General features: G+C 37.4%; 15 protein-coding genes. 6 read left to right on the forward strand and 9 right to left on the reverse strand.

Annotation, left to right across the window (positions count from 1 at the left end; genetic code table 11):
• Positions 1-55 precede the first annotated feature (55 nt).
• Both mnmA and FNN09_RS04210 read left to right on the forward strand, forming a co-directional pair.
• Positions 56-1,162: a tRNA 2-thiouridine(34) synthase MnmA gene (gene mnmA / locus FNN09_RS04205; RefSeq protein ID WP_255434006.1), complete on the forward strand. Its 1,107-nt coding sequence runs from the start codon at positions 56-58 to the stop codon at positions 1,160-1,162.
• Positions 1,163-1,249: 87 nt separating this feature from the next.
• Positions 1,250-1,780: a peroxiredoxin gene (locus tag FNN09_RS04210; protein ID WP_185968865.1), complete on the forward strand. Its 531-nt coding sequence runs from the start codon at positions 1,250-1,252 to the stop codon at positions 1,778-1,780.
• Between the two features lie 76 nt (positions 1,781-1,856).
• Here FNN09_RS04210 and FNN09_RS04215 read toward each other — a convergent pair whose 3' ends face one another.
• The 3 genes from FNN09_RS04215 to FNN09_RS04225 form a co-directional block, all read right to left on the reverse strand.
• On the reverse strand, positions 1,857-2,183 hold the full coding sequence (locus tag FNN09_RS04215) for a hypothetical protein (protein WP_143300233.1): 327 nt from the start codon (positions 2,181-2,183) through the stop codon (positions 1,857-1,859).
• A gap of 113 nt (positions 2,184-2,296) precedes the next feature.
• Positions 2,297-2,923, reverse strand: coding sequence for a thioredoxin domain-containing protein (locus FNN09_RS04220; RefSeq protein ID WP_143300234.1), 627 nt, complete (start codon positions 2,921-2,923; stop codon positions 2,297-2,299).
• A complete protein-coding gene (locus FNN09_RS04225; protein WP_143300235.1) occupies positions 2,916-5,894 on the reverse strand; it encodes a hypothetical protein in 2,979 nt (992 codons plus the stop codon). The genes FNN09_RS04220 and FNN09_RS04225 overlap by 8 nt, the downstream gene beginning before the upstream one ends.
• A 449-nt stretch (positions 5,895-6,343) precedes the next feature.
• Here FNN09_RS04225 and FNN09_RS04230 point away from each other — a divergent pair, with 449 nt between their 5' ends.
• The gene (locus tag FNN09_RS04230) at positions 6,344-7,942 is read left to right on the forward strand and encodes a hypothetical protein (protein ID WP_255434007.1); all 1,599 of its coding nucleotides are present in this window, start codon (positions 6,344-6,346) and stop codon (positions 7,940-7,942) included.
• A 543-nt stretch (positions 7,943-8,485) separates the two neighbouring features.
• On the opposite strand, the gene FNN09_RS04235 is transcribed toward FNN09_RS04230, so the two are convergent.
• Positions 8,486-9,217: a hypothetical protein gene (locus FNN09_RS04235; protein ID WP_143300236.1), complete on the reverse strand. Its 732-nt coding sequence runs from the start codon at positions 9,215-9,217 to the stop codon at positions 8,486-8,488.
• A gap of 261 nt (positions 9,218-9,478) precedes the next feature.
• Here FNN09_RS04235 and FNN09_RS04240 point away from each other — a divergent pair, with 261 nt between their 5' ends.
• The 3 genes from FNN09_RS04240 (at position 9,479) to FNN09_RS04245 (ending at position 12,604) form a co-directional block, all read left to right on the forward strand.
• Positions 9,479-11,764 (forward strand): restriction endonuclease, encoded by a 2,286-nt coding sequence (locus tag FNN09_RS04240; RefSeq protein WP_143300237.1) that lies wholly within the window; start codon positions 9,479-9,481, stop codon positions 11,762-11,764.
• Positions 11,765-11,968: 204 nt separating this feature from the next.
• Positions 11,969-12,109, forward strand: a complete 141-nt coding sequence (locus FNN09_RS21090) for a hypothetical protein (RefSeq protein ID WP_185968866.1) — start codon at positions 11,969-11,971, stop codon at positions 12,107-12,109.
• A gap of 24 nt (positions 12,110-12,133) precedes the next feature.
• Positions 12,134-12,604 carry a 2Fe-2S iron-sulfur cluster-binding protein gene (locus tag FNN09_RS04245; protein ID WP_143300238.1) on the forward strand — a complete coding sequence of 157 codons (471 nt, stop codon included), beginning with the start codon at positions 12,134-12,136 and terminating at the stop codon, positions 12,602-12,604.
• Between the two features lie 281 nt (positions 12,605-12,885).
• On the opposite strand, the gene FNN09_RS04250 is transcribed toward FNN09_RS04245, so the two are convergent.
• The 5 genes from FNN09_RS04250 to FNN09_RS04270 all read right to left on the reverse strand — a co-directional run bounded on the left by FNN09_RS04250 (position 12,886) and on the right by FNN09_RS04270 (position 18,585).
• Positions 12,886-14,055, reverse strand: coding sequence for a thioredoxin domain-containing protein (locus FNN09_RS04250; protein WP_143300239.1), 1,170 nt, complete (start codon positions 14,053-14,055; stop codon positions 12,886-12,888).
• A gap of 76 nt (positions 14,056-14,131) precedes the next feature.
• Positions 14,132-15,439, reverse strand: a complete 1,308-nt coding sequence (locus FNN09_RS04255; RefSeq protein ID WP_143300240.1) for a thioredoxin fold domain-containing protein — start codon at positions 15,437-15,439, stop codon at positions 14,132-14,134.
• An 18-nt stretch (positions 15,440-15,457) separates the two neighbouring features.
• Positions 15,458-16,597 carry a TlpA disulfide reductase family protein gene (locus tag FNN09_RS04260; protein ID WP_143300241.1) on the reverse strand — a complete coding sequence of 380 codons (1,140 nt, stop codon included), beginning with the start codon at positions 16,595-16,597 and terminating at the stop codon, positions 15,458-15,460.
• 20 nt (positions 16,598-16,617) lie between these two features.
• A complete protein-coding gene (locus FNN09_RS04265; protein WP_143300242.1) occupies positions 16,618-17,133 on the reverse strand; it encodes a hypothetical protein in 516 nt (171 codons plus the stop codon).
• Positions 17,134-17,160: 27 nt separating this feature from the next.
• Positions 17,161-18,585 (reverse strand): RagB/SusD family nutrient uptake outer membrane protein, encoded by a 1,425-nt coding sequence (locus FNN09_RS04270; RefSeq protein WP_185968867.1) that lies wholly within the window; start codon positions 18,583-18,585, stop codon positions 17,161-17,163.
• Positions 18,586-18,589 lie beyond the last annotated feature (4 nt).

The raw sequence follows: 18,589 nt of genomic DNA on the forward strand, positions 1-18,589 counted from the left end.
TAAATACACCTACATTCCTGAGGTAAGGGAGCGCTGCCTCCCACAGTTCGGGATCGTGCGAGAAAAAGTAAACATATCATCCTCTTTTACTAATTTAGCAGCAGTTTTAGCACATATGAGAGATAAAAGAGTATTATTAGGGATGAGTGGTGGTATGGATAGCTCTATGTCGGCGGTATTATTGCAGCAGCAAGGCTATGAGGTTATTGGTGCTACCTTGTTAACACATACCGACGAAAAGGATGCAAGTATTATAGCTGCTCAAAATTTAGCAAAAGAGCGGAAGATTGAACATCACGTGCTTGATTGTCGGGAACGATTCGAAAAGACAGTAATCCAGTATTTTATCGATGAATACTTGAGTGGGCGTACACCAAACCCGTGTATTCGCTGTAACGAAACCATCAAATGGAAATTGCTTTTGCAATTGGCCGATGAATTAGATTGTCAGTTTATTGCAACAGGCCATTATGTACAGAAAGAAAAAGTTGGGCATCGTTATTATATCCGAAAAGGCATTGATCCCACCAAAGACCAATCGTACTTTCTCTGGAACCTTAATCAGGAAGTAATAGCCAAAGCTCTATTCCCTTTGGGCGAATTGCATAAGAAAGAAGTGCGCGATTTAGCACGTCAGTTGGGTTATGCCGCAATAGCTGATAAGAAAGAAAGTATGGGAGTTTGCTTTTTAGCGGGCACCGATTATCGCAATTATCTGAGCGATTTATTGGATAAAAATCATCCTGCTTTATCGCAAGGAACTGTTGTTGATGAAAATGGGAATGAACTGGGGCATCACGATGGCTTTCCATTTTATACCATTGGGCAACGACGCGGTATAGAAGGTGTTGCTAAAGGGATGTGTGTGGTGGCTATTGATGCAGATAAAAAACAGCTGATTGCGGGAAAGCGCGAAGCATTAAATAGCCAAGCTCTTGTTTTAAAAGACTACAGTTTAAGCCCTGATGCATCGTTATGGAAGAATATAAAAGTATTTATTCGTATTAGAGGTTTAGACAGTGTGCCAGGTTATTGGGGACATATTAGAGAACATGAGGGAGAGCTTCATATTCAATTTGACGAGACCGTTTGGGCTATTACTCCGGGACAGTCAATTGTTATTTATCACAACGATATGATTGTAGCGGGTGGTATCGTATAGTTAAGAAAAATAGCAAATCAGTGTCGTTCACTTATTTGATTATCTTAGTGGCTGTAAATCCATTGTCGTGAAACGAATCAAATGCTCATGAAATATTTAGTACTATTTTTGATATCAGGCCTGTTATTTGGCCAGATAGAGCTCAAAGCTCAAGGTTTAAAAATAGGCGATAAAGCTCCCGAGATTGTACAGCAGTCAATTAATGGCCAGCCAATGCGACTATCATCCATAGAAGGCTCTGTTGTTTTGATCGACTTTTGGGCCTCGTGGTGTGCTCCCTGTCGTAAAGAAAACCCACATTTGATAGCAGCTTACAATGAGTTTCGTAATACAAGAATTGGCAGTGCCGATGGTTTTACCATTTTTAGTGTTTCCTTGGATATGAAACATGAGTCGTGGAAAAAGGCAGTGGAAGACGATGGTCTTATTTGGCCCTATCACGTTAGTGATTTAAAAGGTTGGCGCAATGAGATTGCCAAATTATATGGTGTGCGTAAGGTGCCTACTAATTTTTTAATTGATGCCGATGGCATTATCGTAGCCATGGATCTGCGGGGAGATGAAATAGCTAAGAAACTGAAAAAGTTGCAACGCAAAAGTTGGTTTCGCTTTTGGTAGAGAAAAAGTACTTTGATAAAAAATATAAAGCCCGTTTAGCAGTTGCTAAGCGGGCTTCTTTTTAAATTTATATTTTTTATTGGCAGATAGCTGCCGATCGTGCTTCGTTGATAAGCTGCATCGTAATGTCATCTAACTGTATTTCAAATGCTTTAAGTTGTTGTGCACTTCCAGGCTTACAAATATTCGCCAATTCAGTTGCCGAACTGTATTCCTCACCTTGGTAAATAAAGTAACAAGAGCCACCATCATCGCAACAAGCCGTAATATCATCGGCCGAGCATGTGCCAATATCGTCTTCATTTTTATTACACGATTCTTCTGGATCATCGTCACAGCTCATTAATGATATAGAGAATAGTCCCAACAATGCAAATGCATATAACCTCGCTTGCTTTTTCATGTTTTTCATTTTTGTTTTTATTGTAACATGCAACTCGCCAAAATATTCATATTCTTGTTTATGAAGCAATTCTCATGGCTCGTTTCAATTATCGTCTTTTAAAAGTTAAAGTTCTAATTTAATTTGTCTGATAAATAGTCAAAGTCCTGATATCCTGATACGACTTCATCACCTATTACAAATGTAGGCGTTCCTTTTGTCTTTAGTAACTGAAATTGAAAAATATTTTGAATAATCGGATTGTCATTGGTGTTTAATATGCAATCGCCAATTAGCTCATTGCTTGCGATGTAATCTTCTATTAACTGTTGGAAATGAGTAGAGTATATAATCTCGCTTTTGTGCATGAGAAGTGCGTGTAACTTACTGTAATCTCCATATTTATCAATGCAAATAGCCGTTTGGTAGGCTTTGCTAGCCACTTGATCCGAGCCACGACAGACAAGACGCATGACCAATTTAACTTGACCAGTTTTGATATAATACTCTTCTAAATTTGGATAGACATCGGTAAAAAAACGTTTGCAATAGGAGCAGTTATAATCGAAAAACAACAGAATAGTTTGGGGTGCTGATGCATCTCCAAAAATAATATCTGAATCACGGATTACATTAATTTGTTTCAGTTGTTCACGCTTAACTACTTGTTTATTTGTCAAATAAACTATTCCAACAAATAGAATCACGACTGTTGCGAAAAGCCATTTATAACGGTAGAATAATGAATTCGTTTTACTCATCGGTAACCCCTGTATTGTAATTAATTATTAATGGGTGGAATTCGAGTTCGGCAAAAGCCTCTTTAAGGTAAATTTGGCTTCTCATCTTCTTCCTTGATTGAGAATCTTTACCCTCCAGTGTGCTCTTTACTGTTTTACCATTCTCTACTTTGTATATGGCAAACATGGATGTTAAACCTTTGGTGCCGCCCTCATCAGTCTGCTTACTTTCTTTCGATTGTTTCTTTTCTATTCTATTGGTTTTGCCTTTGCGAAGAATTTCTTTCAAATAGAATCGTAAATGATATTGACAATCAAGGTTGAAATCTTGCTTTCCGAATAAGCTGATGTCGAATGTATTTGTTTTGATGTTTGTTAAGGGTGCGTAAACAGCACCTCCGGTTACAAAAAGTTTAGTGTCCAATGTTTTAAACTGCAAATCATCAAGCCCATCGATCTTGTAATCTTTACCCATTTCAGCAGTAATCGGATAATCTTTAAGTCGACCGTCTTCCAATTTAAGCTTGGCTTTTAGTTTTACTTTATTCAAATCTATTGAGTCGCCAATTAGTATTATTTGGCCGTCTAAACTATCGGTACTAAATACACCACTTAACTGCTCATGGCTGATATACACCTCGTCGGTATACTCCATAAAATCATCAAAGTCGTAAAGAAGCTGGTTAATGTCCAAACCGCTTGTACTATTGTTGAAGTTTATTTTCATTACATCATCAGGCATTAGCTGAGCTTTTACCGAACTGTTGGTACTTCCTTTAAAAGCATCGAATTTAATTTGATCGGCTATATACAAGCTGTCAGAAACATTGTACAAGGCACTGAGGTTTTCGAACAAGGCATTGTTATACCAAAAGCTATTGGCACTGACTTTGCCTTTGGCTTGGATGCTGTAGCGCGCAGGCTCAATGCTTTCGTTGGTTGGCTCTACTGCTTCGACTTCGCTGGTCATTAGTGATTCAATCAAAGTGTAATCAATATCGCCCAAGTGCATGTAGGCATCAACTTTTATCGTGTCTTCCTGATTAAGCCAATATGCAGCGTATATGTTTTGTACTGAAGTAGAATCTGAGCTGAATGTAATGCCGCTAAAATCGCCCGATACTTTTTCTATGCTCAATGAATCGTTCTGCAAGCTAAAACGTCCATTAAGCTTCGAAAGGTGCATGTTTTCATCAAACATTGCTACTTCGGCGTTTTTAAACTCAGTTTTAAGTATGGTGTTGGTAAACAAGGTTTGAATCACATTATCACTTATGGAATCAAGATTCATTGTACCACCGGTTTGAAGCGCAGCTGACATGTACCCATCCATTTGCTTAACCAGTGAGTCGGGTGCAAAAGCCATCCATTCATTTAGCTTAACATTGGCCTTTATATCCATCTCATAGCTTGGCATTGTTAGGTTTTTAAATTGTGCTGTGCCCGCCAGATGACTGCCTTCAGTGGCCAATTCCAACCTTGGTATCTCTATGCTTAAAGAACTTAGGTCATGTAGCTGGCCCTTGAAATGGCTTGTTAAATCAGCATCAATAATGTTAAGATTAAAATCGGGTAAGTAAAGTCCTAAGTCGTCAACAGTTAAGGTGTTGTTGGCATACATTAGTAGGGCATTACAACCTTTCAGCTTAATGACCGAATCCATGCTAAGCCCAAGATCATTGAGTGTAATTTGTAGATTAGTTCTTTGTAAAAAATAATCTGCAAAATGCATGTCATATGTATTAGGTAGCTTACCATGCGTAGATAATTGAACATCAACTAAACCTTGTAAATCTTTAGCCGGCAAATCAGGAATCGCCGTTTCGATATCAGCCAGATCAAGCTGTACCTTAGCTTTCGCACCGTATTGTATGTTGTCCAAGTTATTAATGTTTGCAGCCAACCACACTTTACTTTGACCTGTGTTAAACGATAAAGTATCGATAATAACCTGGCTTGTTTGCATATTCATTAACTCACCATTGGAATAGTTAGCTGCTAACTGCATATGCTTAATAGTAGGGTACTCGAGCATGGCTACACTTCCATCATTCAATCGTATGCTCGCATTGATGTGCGGCATAACACTGTCGTTATACACCCCCTTAACACTGGCTTGAACATTGGCAATGCCAGATAGTTTCTTTATTTGATAGGCCTGAATTAAACTATCAGGTATGTATTTTTTCAATTCTCCCATGTTAAAAAACGAGGAGCTGATTTGAAGATCAGTATAGATCGAATCCCCTATGTTAACAAGGCCGTTCGCTTGAATGTCTAGTCCATCAGATTTAATGTGTAGGTGTTTGATATTGGTGGCTTTATTAAAGTACTCAACATCCAATTGAACTTTCAGTTCCTCCATAAGATGGAGCTTGCTTTTTGGATATCGACAGTTATTAGTTCTTAGTTCACCTTTAAAAGATGCCTTCTGATTGTCATTATCAATATAAACATCCATTAAACCACTATCGATGTACAAACACGAAGCAATATTGCTTTCATCATCGGTAAACGAGCAGAAAAGCTTGTTTAGTTCCAGTTGTTTTAACGATAGAAAAAGTTCATTTGTACTGCTGTCTTGCTCCTGTTCTTCTGGAACGGCCAAAAAAGCATCAAAATTTGTATGTCCCAGGCTATCGATGTGATAATTGGTATAGCCGCCTTCGAGGGTAATGCTGTTGACAATAAACTCGTTATCTATTAACGGCAATGCCTCAACAGATATGTAAAAGCGCTTAATATGTGCCAATGTATCGCCTGGTCTCGAAATGTTTACATCTCTGAGTTCAACTACCGCATTGGGGTAATCGCGCAATAGGGAAAAATCAACATTTTCAACCGAAATAGTAGCATCAACACCATCGTTAATGCGTTCCAATGCTATTTGGGTTACTTTGTTTTCTGCAAGTTCGGCAATTAATAGTACCGATAAGAATATAGCAAATAATATAATAAAGATGATAGCTGTAATTTTGCCTAGTAACTTCATATTTAGAATGTGCTGATGCTTTGAGTTATTGAGATAAGGCAAATTTATGATTAAAACATGGTATTGGTATCCATTTTATATAAAAACTTAAGATCATGTTTAATCTGTTTAAATTTATTTCCACTTGGTTGTTTCGCATATATAAACACAAAAATAATGTCTATAACTTGACACTTACAGCGAGTTGACGTAAATTACTTATTGTCTCGTGGATGAGATTTCGAATCAGTTATAGAGCCAAAAGCTGTGGCGCCTCGCTATAATAAGGGTACGAGGATCCTGGTAAAGCATTACCATTAAAGGATAACGAGAGATGAAACGGCTTTTAGCTCTTTTTTATGCCCCTCCGATACATATTTCTCCCATTATTAAACGAAACTTTGCGTACTACTACGGCGTATAGATTGCTCGTATGTTGTATATTCGTTCTAAAATAAGACCTTACTTTCATGTTAAATAAGTTGTGTACCCTTTTCGTATTGTTACTTATTGGTAACAGCCTAATGGCTCAATCGGTCAGCCATTACGAAGATCCATATTATTCTCCTTTTGAGCGATATGTGTATCAACCGGGCAGTGGTTTTCATACCGCAGTGCGCCAATTTCGAATGGATCAGCTCGAAGAAGTTATTAATACAGACTCCGTTTTGTATGATGGTTTGCGAGTGCCAGACGGGAAGTTGAACTTTTGGAAACGTATTTGGCACGATGATTTATTTAAGTTGGAACACGACGATATTAACATTGTTGTTAACCCTATTTTTTCTTTTGAGGGTGGCCGCGATAACACCGATGGGCTTAGTACATGGACGAATACACGGGGCTTATTTATAAAAGGTAATATTGGGAAACACCTTTATTTTTATACCGATTTTGTAGAAAATCAGGCAGTGGTACCCAATTATGTGGATGCTTTTGCCCGCGAAACCAATATGATGCCAGGACAAGGGCAGCGAAAAGACTTTGGAGACAATGGTCATGATTTTGCACAGGCAACAGGATACATCGGCTTTAATTTTGCCAAGTATTTTAATTTGCAGCTTGGTAATGGCAAGCACTTTATTGGCGATGGTCATCGCTCCCTACTACTGTCCGACGGCGCTTTTAGTTATCCATATGCAAAGCTAACGGCCGACTTTTGGAACATCAAATACATGGTAATGTGGAATAAGATGTTGCAGTACGATCAAGAGGCCGATAATACCGATTACCGTTATCCCGGACGCTATGGTGTTTTTCAATACCTGGATTGGAACATGGGTAAACGCTTGAGTATAGGCTTTTATGCCAATGTAGTATATGCCGAGCAAGATTCAACAGGTCACAGAGGTTTTGATATGCATTATTTGAACCCGGTTAACTTCTTCCGTCCGGTAGAATATAATCTAGGGTCGCCCGATAATGTGACAATGGGTTTAAATGCCCGTTATATTGCGGCCAAGTGGTTAACCCTTTACGGACAGTTTGTGCTGGGGGAGTTTAAGTTTGATGAGGTAAAGTCAGGTGAAAAATGGTGGGCCAATAAGCATGGTTTTCAATTGGGCGCGCGCACCTTTAATTTGTTTGGTATTGATAAACTCGATCTACAGCTTGAATATAACCAGGTACGACCATACACCTATTCGCATTATACAACAATGTATGCCTATGGACATATGAACCAGCCAATGGCTCATATATTGGGTGCCAACTTCCGGGAGGCTTTAGCCATTTTAAAATGCCGCAAAAAACGTTGGCTATTTAAAGCCGAAGTGATGGCTACGACCTACGGACTAGATTATGGTGATGGGATTAGCTGGGGTAAAGATGTATTTATGCCCAATACCGAGCGTCCTTACGATTATGGGCATACCATAGGGCAGGGTTTAGAGACTGAAGTATTCAATGCCGATTTTAATGTGTCCTTCTTGATTAACCCTCGCAACATGTTTAATGTGGTGGCTGGGGCTCGCATCAGGAACCTGACGAATGATCAGGAAACCATGGATACGCAGCATTTTTATTTTGGCGTTCGTACCTCTATCAAGAGTCTGTATAATAATTTCTAAGTATTGATTAGTTAATAATAGCATATTAAACGAAAGCTTGAGTTGGGTGTAATTGATTGAAATTAAATCACATATAAAGTGATTGATTTTGAGAAATTCTTTAATTGCATATTGCACTGTGGCCTCTCTTTTAAATAGCTTACGTTTTATAGAGAGCAAATATTACCTAAGCAATAAAAGTCTAGTTTGCTTTATACATCATTCATATATGTCAGAATGTATATATCTACATTTGTTTTCATCTTTTAACTTTCACTAACTTAAGTCATGCGCTTTTTGGCACAAGGCTTGCTGTAAACCTATCAGATTTTTTTCATAGATTTGGGTTAGGTTAGTAAAAAGGACTTTAGGCAACGGCTTAAGAGTCCTTTTTTTGTGCAATAAACTCTATAAGACTCTTCTGTGTGTATAGGCAAAGCAAAATAGCTTATGAGTATGCCGAAGTGCAATAGGGGCTATTGATTTTGAACAGGAAGCTATGATCTTGTACAGGAGCATGATTGTAGGTAACAGGAAGGTCAAATCCCGAACAGGAGCAATAGATCACGGTGATTTAATGCTCCTGTCCACTGCATTGAGCTTCCTGTAGTAGTTTGATACGTACTGTTGGTATTTCTTGTCATTATTGTGTGAAATATATTGACCACAAGTGCGGACTTCACTCATGCGATGGGATAGGAGGGTGTAGGCCCTGTCGCGCCAGAGCTTACTCTCCACTTTAGCGCCTTTATTTAGCTTAGCAGAAGCATATTGCTCTGATACCTGACGTGACAAGGTACGGGCTTGTGTAGTTTGCTCGGTGTTGTAGTTAATGTTTTGAAGTACATCAGCATTATTATCGGCTAAGTTAGCTAAGAGCAGCAAATCGAGTATCAGGTTGTTAATATCACGATGCCTACCAATGGTAATTAGCTTTTTCTTGATGCTGGGATGATGATAGAAGGCATAGTTGAAATGTCGTAACAGTTCTTTTTTGAGTTCAAAAGCCTCCTTTTTTAGTTCTTGCCACTTGGCTGCCTCTTTTGTTCTACCCGAAGCGTTAAGCCAATGTGCCTGACAGAACCTTAGTGCCAGACTTAAGCTTTTGAGATCATCGACATATTGCCAGTTTAGGCCTGCCGCCAATAGTTCTGTTTTGTCTTTGTGGCAAACAACAGAAAGGGTTTCGGCCTCGGCACACATCTCATCAATTGGTATGGATGGCGTTTTTACTTCATTGCTGGATAGTTGAGCCAAGGCGGGCTTCCAGGCGTTAAAGGCTTGTTCAAATTGCATTGCGTTAGGTTTAGTTGTGTATTAGTATGTAGGAACAAGATATAAAAGATGTATAAGAATCAGAACTTGTTTATTAAACAATAATTGATAGTTTTATAGGGGATCCGCAGTTAGTAGGTAATAGATAGTGGATATTGATATGTATGGACTATTAAATTGGGGGCAAAAGGGTTGGTAACAATTTAATGACGTACCATTTTTTAGCAATACAAAAATCAGTTTTTAGGTCAAATTAACTATAAATAAAAATCTAGTACTAAGATGGAGTATGACTTTTCGAAGCTTAATGATAGGGAGTTTGAAGCATTGGGAGCATCAGTTGTTGGGAAAGTATTAAATGAAAGAATTGAAACCTTTAAACCTGGTAGAGATGGTGGAGTCGATGGTAGATTCTGGATTGGCGCCAAAAAAGAAGGAATTATTCAATGCAAACACTACATCGGGACTCCATATAATATTCTAATATCAAAATTAAAATCAGAGGAATTAGCCAAGGTTAAAAAGCTTGAGCCCGCCAAATATATATTTATTACATCTCAGAAACTATCAAGGTTAAATAAACAAGAAATACGAGCGATATTTCATCCATACATAGTGAGAGAGGATGATATTTTTGGTAAAGAAGATTTAACTGACTTTTTGTTAAAAAAAGAAAATCAGGATATAGTTGAGCAAAATCTTAAATTATGGATTACGAGTACTTCTGTCTTAGATTTAATTTATAATAATGCTATTAAGGGACGAAGTGAAAGTACAATACATGAAATAGAAGAAAATTCTTACATGTATGCTGTTACAGAAAATCACAATAAAGGACTGAGGATACTAGAAGAAAATAATGTCGTAATAATGACTGGTGAACCAGGAATTGGCAAAACAACTCTTGCTGATAATTTAGCACTTTATTATACCGCTAGAGGGTATGAGTTTTGCGACATTGAAGAGGATTTTAGCGAAGCTGAAAGTATATTTAGAGAAAAAGAAAAAAAGAGAATAATATTTTACTGTGATGATTTTTTAGGCAGTAATATGTATGATGCTGTTAATAACAAAAGAGATTCACATATTGTTAAATTTATAAATAGAGTTCGTAAGGATAAATCTAAAAAATTTATTCTGACATCAAGAACGAATATCTTGAATAAGGCTTACAGTCTAAGTCATAAATTTCAAAATAAAAATATTCGTGATAATGAGTTATTACTTCGAGTTGAAAATTTAACAGACTTGGATAAAGCAAATATCCTATATAATCATATATATCATTCCAACTTGAATAAGGAATATATAGACGTAATATATCAAGAAAAAAGATATAAAGACATAATAAAGCATCGCAATTTTAATCCACGGATAATCGAATTCGTTACCGACAATATTAGAGTTGGGAATATTACGCCAGTTGAATATTGGGATTACATAAAAAGAAATCTAGAAGAACCTGAAAGTATATGGGCTGATTATTTTCAAAACCAAACAGATGATTGTGTTAGAGCATTAACGTATCTCACTGTTTATAATAATGGTAAGATATCAGAAGAAAAACTTAGATATTCATACAATACGTTTCTTAAAATTCATCGTGTAAATTTAGGTGATTACTCTGACAAGAGCTTTGAAGCAATAAGGAAATTAGCTACTAAATCATTATTAAATAGAAATCAGACTGATAAAACAAATTATGAGTATACCCTTTTTAATCCATCTATTGCAGATTTTATATTAAGTTCTTATTCTGGAGAGTGTGAGTTAATTTCAAATATTCTAAAATCGCTAGGAACACAAACTTCCATAAGTTATTTAAACACTCTTTCTGTTTTTAATAAAGTAAATAAACAGTGCTTAGAAAAGATTCAAGAAAACTTATTTGACTATTTTTTCGAAGAAAAATTGGCAGAGGAAAATTGGGATTTCTTAATATTGCTATCCTATATTAATATTTTCAATGAGAGCATAAAAACGAGAATAGAACAATTCATAGAAGTTTTGTTAAATACTGATTATCCTAGGGGAAATAGATTATCCGAACTCTTAATGATATTAACAGAATTTGAACCCCAAATAGAAGTTAAGAATTACGATTTTCTAAAGAATTTTATTGAAGACACCATAGATGAAGATTCTTTGAAAGAACTATTAAATTTTATTGAAAAATTTAATATTACAGATACACATATATTCTCCCTAGTAGAAAATAAAATTGGACTTTACTTGGAAGATATTATTGCTAATGATGGATTAGACATTGATTTTAGTAGTAATATCAATCACTTTGAATATCCAGATGGTTATTCTGACTTTGAAATTAACACAACAGGTATTGAATCAGAAGCATATGAAAGTTTAGATTATTGTTTAGAGGGTTTTAATGAATCCGTTTTGGAAAAGATAGAGTTTAGTACATCAAATATTGTTTCGAATTTAGATTTTGAAAGTATGGCAATGACTTATTTAGAAAATCAAGATCCTTATGATGATACGAGAGGGTATGCTGCAATTACACCTTCTTTTCAAGATGGTATTGATGCGATTTTTGAACGTTCATGAAAAGTGTTTTAGTTTGACCTATAAATATAAAAAACTGTTGCCAAAAATGGCTCATAAAGCATAGTCTTGCCGCAGGCGCAACACAAGCCTAGGTCTTCATAGCAATTTAGAATAGCAATTCTAATTAGAGTTCAAACAATTTGATAAGTTTAAACTATATGCAAGAAAAGAAAGTATTAGTGTTTCTGGCAAAAGTTTGAACCCATGGAACTTAATATTTACCCTATTCAATTAAACGGCAAGTTGCATGTAAGTGATAATGTTTCGGGCGTTTGTAATCTTAAGGTAATTGATCTCTTGAAAGAACGAAAAGCACTCCAAGGAGCTAAGAATGGAAATTATTAAGCCGTTAATTTTAAAGTAAACACGATGAAGAAAAATAAACAATACCCTCTAACGCCGATGGCTACAACTGATTTTAAATCCGTTCAATTACAAAGCTCTTCGTCTTGTGGTTGTAATAGTGGCTGCTGCGATACTTCTGGTGACACGGCAGGAGAGCAAACAGGCAATAGTAGCAAAGCCAATGAAATGCATATTACCATTGATGGTAAAAAGATTGTAGTGAGTGATAGTAGCAAGAATATTGTGGAAATAGCCAAGGAAGCTCGCATCGGTATTCCCGCTCCTTGTTTTTTGAATAAGCACAAATATGGCTGCTGTAATGCCTGTGTTATTGAGGTAAATAATGAGCAGCTGTATGCTTGCGTTACCAAACCGACGGATGGTATGGATATTATTTTTAATCGCGATGACTTGAAAGCACTTAGGAAAGAACGCCTGTTAAAATATAGAGAGAACAAAGAAAATGGAATCTTTCAAAAATGTGGTTGTCCGTAATTGGATGTGATCACTTCTATCGCTGATAGTTTATATAATTTAAAATTGGATTGAATTCTAAAAACGACAAGCAATGTGCCGCAGACTAGTGTAGAATCAAGACGGGTATATGTAAACACAGTATGCTTGAACTTTAATGCGCAATGCAATAAATGCTCATCGAGCAAAGTCAAGATGAAGAATGAATAGCAATTCTTATCATTTCAACTTCGCTCAAAGAGCATTCAAGTATTTTTTTAGCACCTTTTTAAAGGTATACCAAAGCGGCATTTAAAAACACCTTATTTTTTCTTAATCTCTTCGTTGAGCCTTGCGATGCGCTTTTTAAGCTTCTCAATGTTTTCAGTATCCGCATCCGTATTTATTAATATTTTTAGTTTTTCATCGAGGTAAACAATGTTGTTGGCTAAAGGCCATTGACTTACCTCAAAGGCTTTTTCCATCCATTGGGCTGCTTGCAGATGGTGGCTTTTTTTAGAATCCTCATCACCACTTATTGAACGTGCCCAATTGTAATACAAAAAGGAGTTGCCAGAATCGTGATAGCCCAGTTCCATGTTCCTATTGACCTGCTTGATATAAGCATCCCAGTTTTTTTCACTTCTATAGATGCTTTCTTGCACATAAGCGAGCATTTTTTCTTTACCTACTACTTTTCTTGTTTTTAGTGTTTGCTTGTATTTTTCAAAGCCTGGGTAATCTACTTTGTTTTTTTTAATGAGCGATTGACCGTATGAAAGGTATGTTTGGTAAAGCTTTTGGTCTACATCACCGGGCGTATAACTATCTTTAAATCTGTTTTGATGCTTATCGAACCAGGTAAAAGCGGGTGAGTATATATCGTTGAGGTAGTTGTTTATCAAGAGGTAGTTAGTTTCACTCAATAATTTTTTACCCTTTTGATTAGTGAAATAGTCGGCTAGCACGATTTGTATTTTCTGCTTTTCATAGGCATTGCTCAAGGTCTCAATATAGGTGAGCATTGTTTGGTAATCATCAGGTGTAGCTTCGTATTGACGCTGTAAAGCCACCATGCCTTTGCCATCAATCACTAGCTGAGCAATGTTGATTAGCGCTTCAGCTTTAGGAGCACCCACCGATTTGTGTAACTCATTGCCATCGCCATCGACCCATACAAGGGTTGGGAATGCAGCCACATTAAATTGCTCTTTAAGCTTTGGACCTTCGCCCTTTTCCATATCTACTTTATAGTTAATGAAGTTGTTGTTGAACAATTGTCCAACTTTATCCTGGGTAAAAATGTCTTTTGATAACATCTTACATGGGCCACACCATTCGGTGTAGCAATCAATAAAAATGGCTTTGTTCTGTTCTTTAGCCAGTTGTTTTACTTCGCTCCAACTGCCATGTGTAAATTGGATACCATGTTTATCTTGTGCCCACGATGTAATAACGATCAGACTTAATAGTATGCTTAAAAGTGTTTTCATTATCTATTATTTACAGCAAACGCCTTGAATACAATATCCAAAGCGTTTGCCAATAAAACCAAATGTTAAATAAATTCTAATATCCACCCATTTTCATAGCTGGGATTGCACGCCCACCTGTATTGCCTTCTTCTTTGGCTTTTTGAGCTTCTTTATGTGTTTTATCAAGCAACTTACGATGCTTTGGCACCATGTTAACAAACAGATCGTTCATGGCTTTAGCCACCGCCAAACGCTCGCCAGTAATGCCGGCTTTGGTCAAATAGTCATAGCTATCGCGGTACGCAATTGATAGACTAAACATGTCCAACTCTTCCGCGTTCATTTGTGTTTCAACGGCATCATCCAAAAGTTTTGCTGCACGCTCATAAATGGCTTTGTCTTCGCAGTCTTGCAAACGGTTTAATAGGTTAAAACCCGACTCGGCATAGTACTTAGGGTTGCTCGCTAATCCTTTTGCAAACTTCTCTTCAACTACATCCATGTAACCGGCATAGTCGCCCACACTAATTAGTAAAGCTCTGTTAGTATAGTCTTTAACGTTGTCGATGCGGTCAAATTCATTCGTCTCCATCAACTTAATCAGTTTATCAAACTTCTTCTGATTAAACTCATCCTTGGTGCTTACTTCGGTAAGTTTACCTGCATAGCTGTAGTACATGCCCGACTCGAAATATTCGCCTTGAAATCCGTTTGCCTCCAGGAACTTGGCCTTATTCTTATAAAAGTAGGCTGCTTCCTTACTGAAAGGATCTTTTACGTAACGCGCCATCAACCAAAAATACTCTTTCTTGTGCCAGTCTGTTTTAGGCACCATCTTTAGGTAATGCAAAGCCACTTCTTCGGCCTTAGGGTCACTTACCTTCACAAGGTAACTTAAGTAATCCTCAACGGTTTTTAAGTCCTTTTTATTTTTGTTGTAAGCTACTGCTAATGCTTCGGCACGCTTGGCTTCAGCAGGTGCACCTTTAGCTTCTTTAATCAGCTCTTCTGCCGGACGAAAACCTACAACACGGTGTAATACTTTTTCGTTGCTAGGATCGATAAATAGCATGGTTGGAAAAGCCGAAACGCCAAACTTGTTTTTTAAATCGATGCCTTCGCCTTTTTCACAATCAATTTTTACATTTACAAAATTGGCGTTGAAATAATCGCCAACCTCTTTTTGAGGAAACACTTGTTTCGAAAGCATTTTACACGGACCACACCACGTTGTATAACAATCGGCAAAAATTATTTTGTTTTCGCTTTTTGCTTTGGCTATTACCTCGGCCCATGTGGCGTGGGTAAACTGTATGCCCTCGCCGGTGTCTTCTGCTTTAAGCTTAGGCGTTACGGCCACCATTAAAGCTAATGCTAATAAAATGGAATATACATTCTTCATTATCAAAGTCTTTATCTATTATTTTGCTAGTAATTCGTCTAACTTCTCATCAATCTTTTTACCTCTCAATTGTTTAGCAACAATCTTACCATCTTTATCAAGTATGATGATAAAAGGAATGCCGCTAAACTGATAGTCTTTCATGGTTTGTTTACCAGCTTTAGGAGCCAGTACCTGTGTCCATTCCATGTTTTCTTCGCCCAAGGCTTTATGCCAGTCGGCTTCTTTTTTATCAATGGATACACTTAATATTTCAACTCCCTGCGGATGGTATTTCTCATATACTTCCTTTAAATGAGGTATTTCGTTACGACATGGGCCACACCATGATGCCCAAAAATCAATCACCACAAATTTTCCTTTGTAATCGGCTGGTGACACCATTTCGCCATCTGGAGTAGGATAGGAGAAGTGAGGGGCTACCTTACCCAATTTTACTTTTTCGGCTGCAGCACGTGCTTCTTCTTTGTCTTTAATGTACTTCACTAAAGGAGGATAAGACGGGTTAGTCTTTTTAAGAGTCGCAAGGGTTGCATCAATCAGTTCTTTGTCTGTTTTATCGCGTAAACGATTAACAACCGCCAAAACACTGTTTCTATCAGCATATTCCTTCGCTAAAAAACGGGTTCGGGCATCATCATCATCGCCAGTAACACCATATACCATACCTGCTATCTCACCGTATTTCTCAGGTATATCTTTGGTAGCTTTATAAACACCTTGCGATAAACCAATCATTACTTGGTATGAGCGATAATTGTTGAAGTTAAGGTGGTTCATCACCTCGTTTTTGTCACCACCATTAATGTATACATAAGGCGGGTTCTTAATTTTTATTTTGGCTGTATCCTGACCTCTAAAGTCTATCTCCAGATTCTCATCCTCAGCCCAGAAACGTACCGATTGCCATTTCTGACAGTCTAGATTGTACTCGCCGGGTAGTGATGTATTCATTACATAGTGATAACTACCGTCCTCGGCCAATTGAAACGAATCTGTTACAACCTTCTCACCATCGCGGTACTGAGTGATGTACATTTTAAATCTATCATCGGGAAATTTCACTTTTCCCGATAGGGTTATGGAGTCACTTTGCTTTGTACTACATGCACTCAACAGAGTTATAACGATCATCGTTAGTGTTAGTCTTATCATCATTCGTCTATGTTTATCAGGTATTATTTAAATTTTATTTCTAGCGCCTTTTTCAATAATAGCCATTCGCTTTCCACCAAGGCAATCATTTTTTTCTCAAGCTTTTTATCATCAATGCTAAAAATGCCTTGAAACTGAACGTAAGCACTATCACCATCTTTGCCTACTAATAGTTGGAATACCCATGGCTGATGGTAGTAATCTGATTTTGTAATGTAATAGGTAATTGCTTGTTCTTGCTTATTAAAATAGCTTACTTCTTGTTTTCTATTTTTATCCGCTGGAAGAGTAAAGCTTAGCTTAGCTCCATCGCTTATGTTCGGACAGCTAAGGTTTTGAACTTCTTCAATCGCTTCGTAAAATGCTTTAGGTTGAGACACAAAATCCCACACCTGATCATTTGTTGCATTTAGGCTTACTCCTTTAATTACTTTAGGGGCAATGCGTTTAGCTGGTTGCATTTGTGCTTCTGTAGTAAATGTTAGCAAAAAGGCCATAGCCATCAGTAGCAATACCTGTTTAAAATTATTACGGTTCATAATTTATGTATGTAAGTTGATTGTCGATTAATTAGTATATCCTTCGTTTTGCTTTACTACACCATTGCTGATTTGTATCTCGCGTAAAGGAATTGGAAATACCTTTTTGCTATCAGGCAGTTCCGGATTGTATAAAGGCCTGTCGGTTCGTAGTTGATCAAAGCGTGAGAAACCTTCAAAGGCTAACTCTTTACTTCTTTCCAATAAAACTCGCTCAATAAAGACTTCCGTTGATGTGAAATCACCAGGTGTAAATGCCATTTCTGTTGGATTCGCACGTAGGTGAATGTCATTAAGCAAATCAACCATTTCTTGTGTTACGCTTGCTGATGTACGGGCCATAGCTTCAGCTTTAGATAGTACAACTTCTGTCAAACGCATCATGGTCATGTTATCACGCCCGTTAGTGTTAGGATATTTATCGGTGATATAAACTACTTCGCCTTGATATACTTCTTCTCTCATCAGTTCTGTTTTACGAACATCGGTGTCGGAGAAACTGCTAATAAGCGCATTGCTATACCAGTAATTATTAAAGTTGTAGTAAATATTGTTGCCACCAAATTGCCAGTTACCACCATTTGTACTTACTGGGAATCCAAAGATATGCTCACTTGAAAAGCTCATTGGCATGTCGCTAGGATTAAGAGGGAACACTTTTCGTAAGTCATCAGCCAAGTAATACTCAGTACGTGCTAATACTTTATCAGCCCATTCTAATGCTTGTGTGTAATCTCGGTTAAACATGTAAACACGAGATAGAAGCGCCTCGCAGGTAGCCGTATTGGCACGACTTACACGTGTTTCAAGCTCGATTTGTTCTCCTGGCTCGGGCAGAGCTTTAATTGCTTCTTCCAAATCCAATATGATTTGTGCATACACCTCTTCATTGCTATTTCTTGGACGAATATCAGTATCGCGGTCAAAGCCATTGTAATGCTCCAGATACAATACGACACCGTCTTTTTGTGGTTGGTCTAATAAAGCCCCATCGCCATACCATCCTAACAACCGTAGATAGGCATAAGCACGTATAAAGCGAGCTTCGGCCATGTGTTGGTTCATTGCTGCTTCGTTGTATTGACCTAATTCAGGTATCTTATATAACAATAGATTGGCTTGAACAAGAGCTGCATAATACGACTCGTATATGCCTTGAAGTAATGTGTTTTCAGGCAATACTGTACCGTTATTTATTTCATCGAAGGTACGTGCTGCACCTGAACTATATTCACAGGTAGGAGCTGTTGCTTCGGCCATGTTATAGTCTTTTGTTGCAGCGCTAAAAAGCATATGATACGTTCCTGCCACTGCCGATTCAGTGCTTGAAAACTTTTCAAATACCTTGTCCTCAACAATGGTATCTTCAGGAGCTAAGTCCAATTGTTTATCGCATGCTGAAAAAATTGTAGCTATGCTTAACAGGCCTAGTATATAATATCTTGTCTTCATGTGT

It is taken from the genome of Carboxylicivirga sp. M1479, assembly GCF_007097485.1.
In the GTDB taxonomy this organism is placed as follows: domain Bacteria; phylum Bacteroidota; class Bacteroidia; order Bacteroidales; family Marinilabiliaceae; genus Carboxylicivirga.

What these genes read in the sequence shown, in the direction of transcription:
- FNN09_RS04210 (WP_185968865.1), top strand. Translation starts at nt 1,250, where the DNA reads ATGAAATATTTAGTACTATTTTTGATATCAGGCCTGTTATTTGGCCAG.
- FNN09_RS04215 (WP_143300233.1), bottom strand. Translation starts at nt 2,183, where the DNA reads ATGAAAAAGCAAGCGAGGTTATATGCATTTGCATTGTTGGGACTATTC.
- FNN09_RS04220 (WP_143300234.1), bottom strand. Translation starts at nt 2,923, where the DNA reads ATGAGTAAAACGAATTCATTATTCTACCGTTATAAATGGCTTTTCGCA.
- FNN09_RS04225 (WP_143300235.1), bottom strand. Translation starts at nt 5,894, where the DNA reads ATGAAGTTACTAGGCAAAATTACAGCTATCATCTTTATTATATTATTT.
- FNN09_RS04230 (WP_255434007.1), top strand. Translation starts at nt 6,344, where the DNA reads ATGTTAAATAAGTTGTGTACCCTTTTCGTATTGTTACTTATTGGTAAC.
- FNN09_RS04235 (WP_143300236.1), bottom strand. Translation starts at nt 9,217, where the DNA reads ATGCAATTTGAACAAGCCTTTAACGCCTGGAAGCCCGCCTTGGCTCAA.
- FNN09_RS04240 (WP_143300237.1), top strand. Translation starts at nt 9,479, where the DNA reads ATGGAGTATGACTTTTCGAAGCTTAATGATAGGGAGTTTGAAGCATTG.
- FNN09_RS21090 (WP_185968866.1), top strand. Translation starts at nt 11,969, where the DNA reads ATGGAACTTAATATTTACCCTATTCAATTAAACGGCAAGTTGCATGTA.
- FNN09_RS04245 (WP_143300238.1), top strand. Translation starts at nt 12,134, where the DNA reads ATGAAGAAAAATAAACAATACCCTCTAACGCCGATGGCTACAACTGAT.
- FNN09_RS04250 (WP_143300239.1), bottom strand. Translation starts at nt 14,055, where the DNA reads ATGAAAACACTTTTAAGCATACTATTAAGTCTGATCGTTATTACATCG.
- FNN09_RS04255 (WP_143300240.1), bottom strand. Translation starts at nt 15,439, where the DNA reads ATGAAGAATGTATATTCCATTTTATTAGCATTAGCTTTAATGGTGGCC.
- FNN09_RS04260 (WP_143300241.1), bottom strand. Translation starts at nt 16,597, where the DNA reads ATGATGATAAGACTAACACTAACGATGATCGTTATAACTCTGTTGAGT.
- FNN09_RS04265 (WP_143300242.1), bottom strand. Translation starts at nt 17,133, where the DNA reads ATGAACCGTAATAATTTTAAACAGGTATTGCTACTGATGGCTATGGCC.
- FNN09_RS04270 (WP_185968867.1), bottom strand. Translation starts at nt 18,585, where the DNA reads ATGAAGACAAGATATTATATACTAGGCCTGTTAAGCATAGCTACAATT.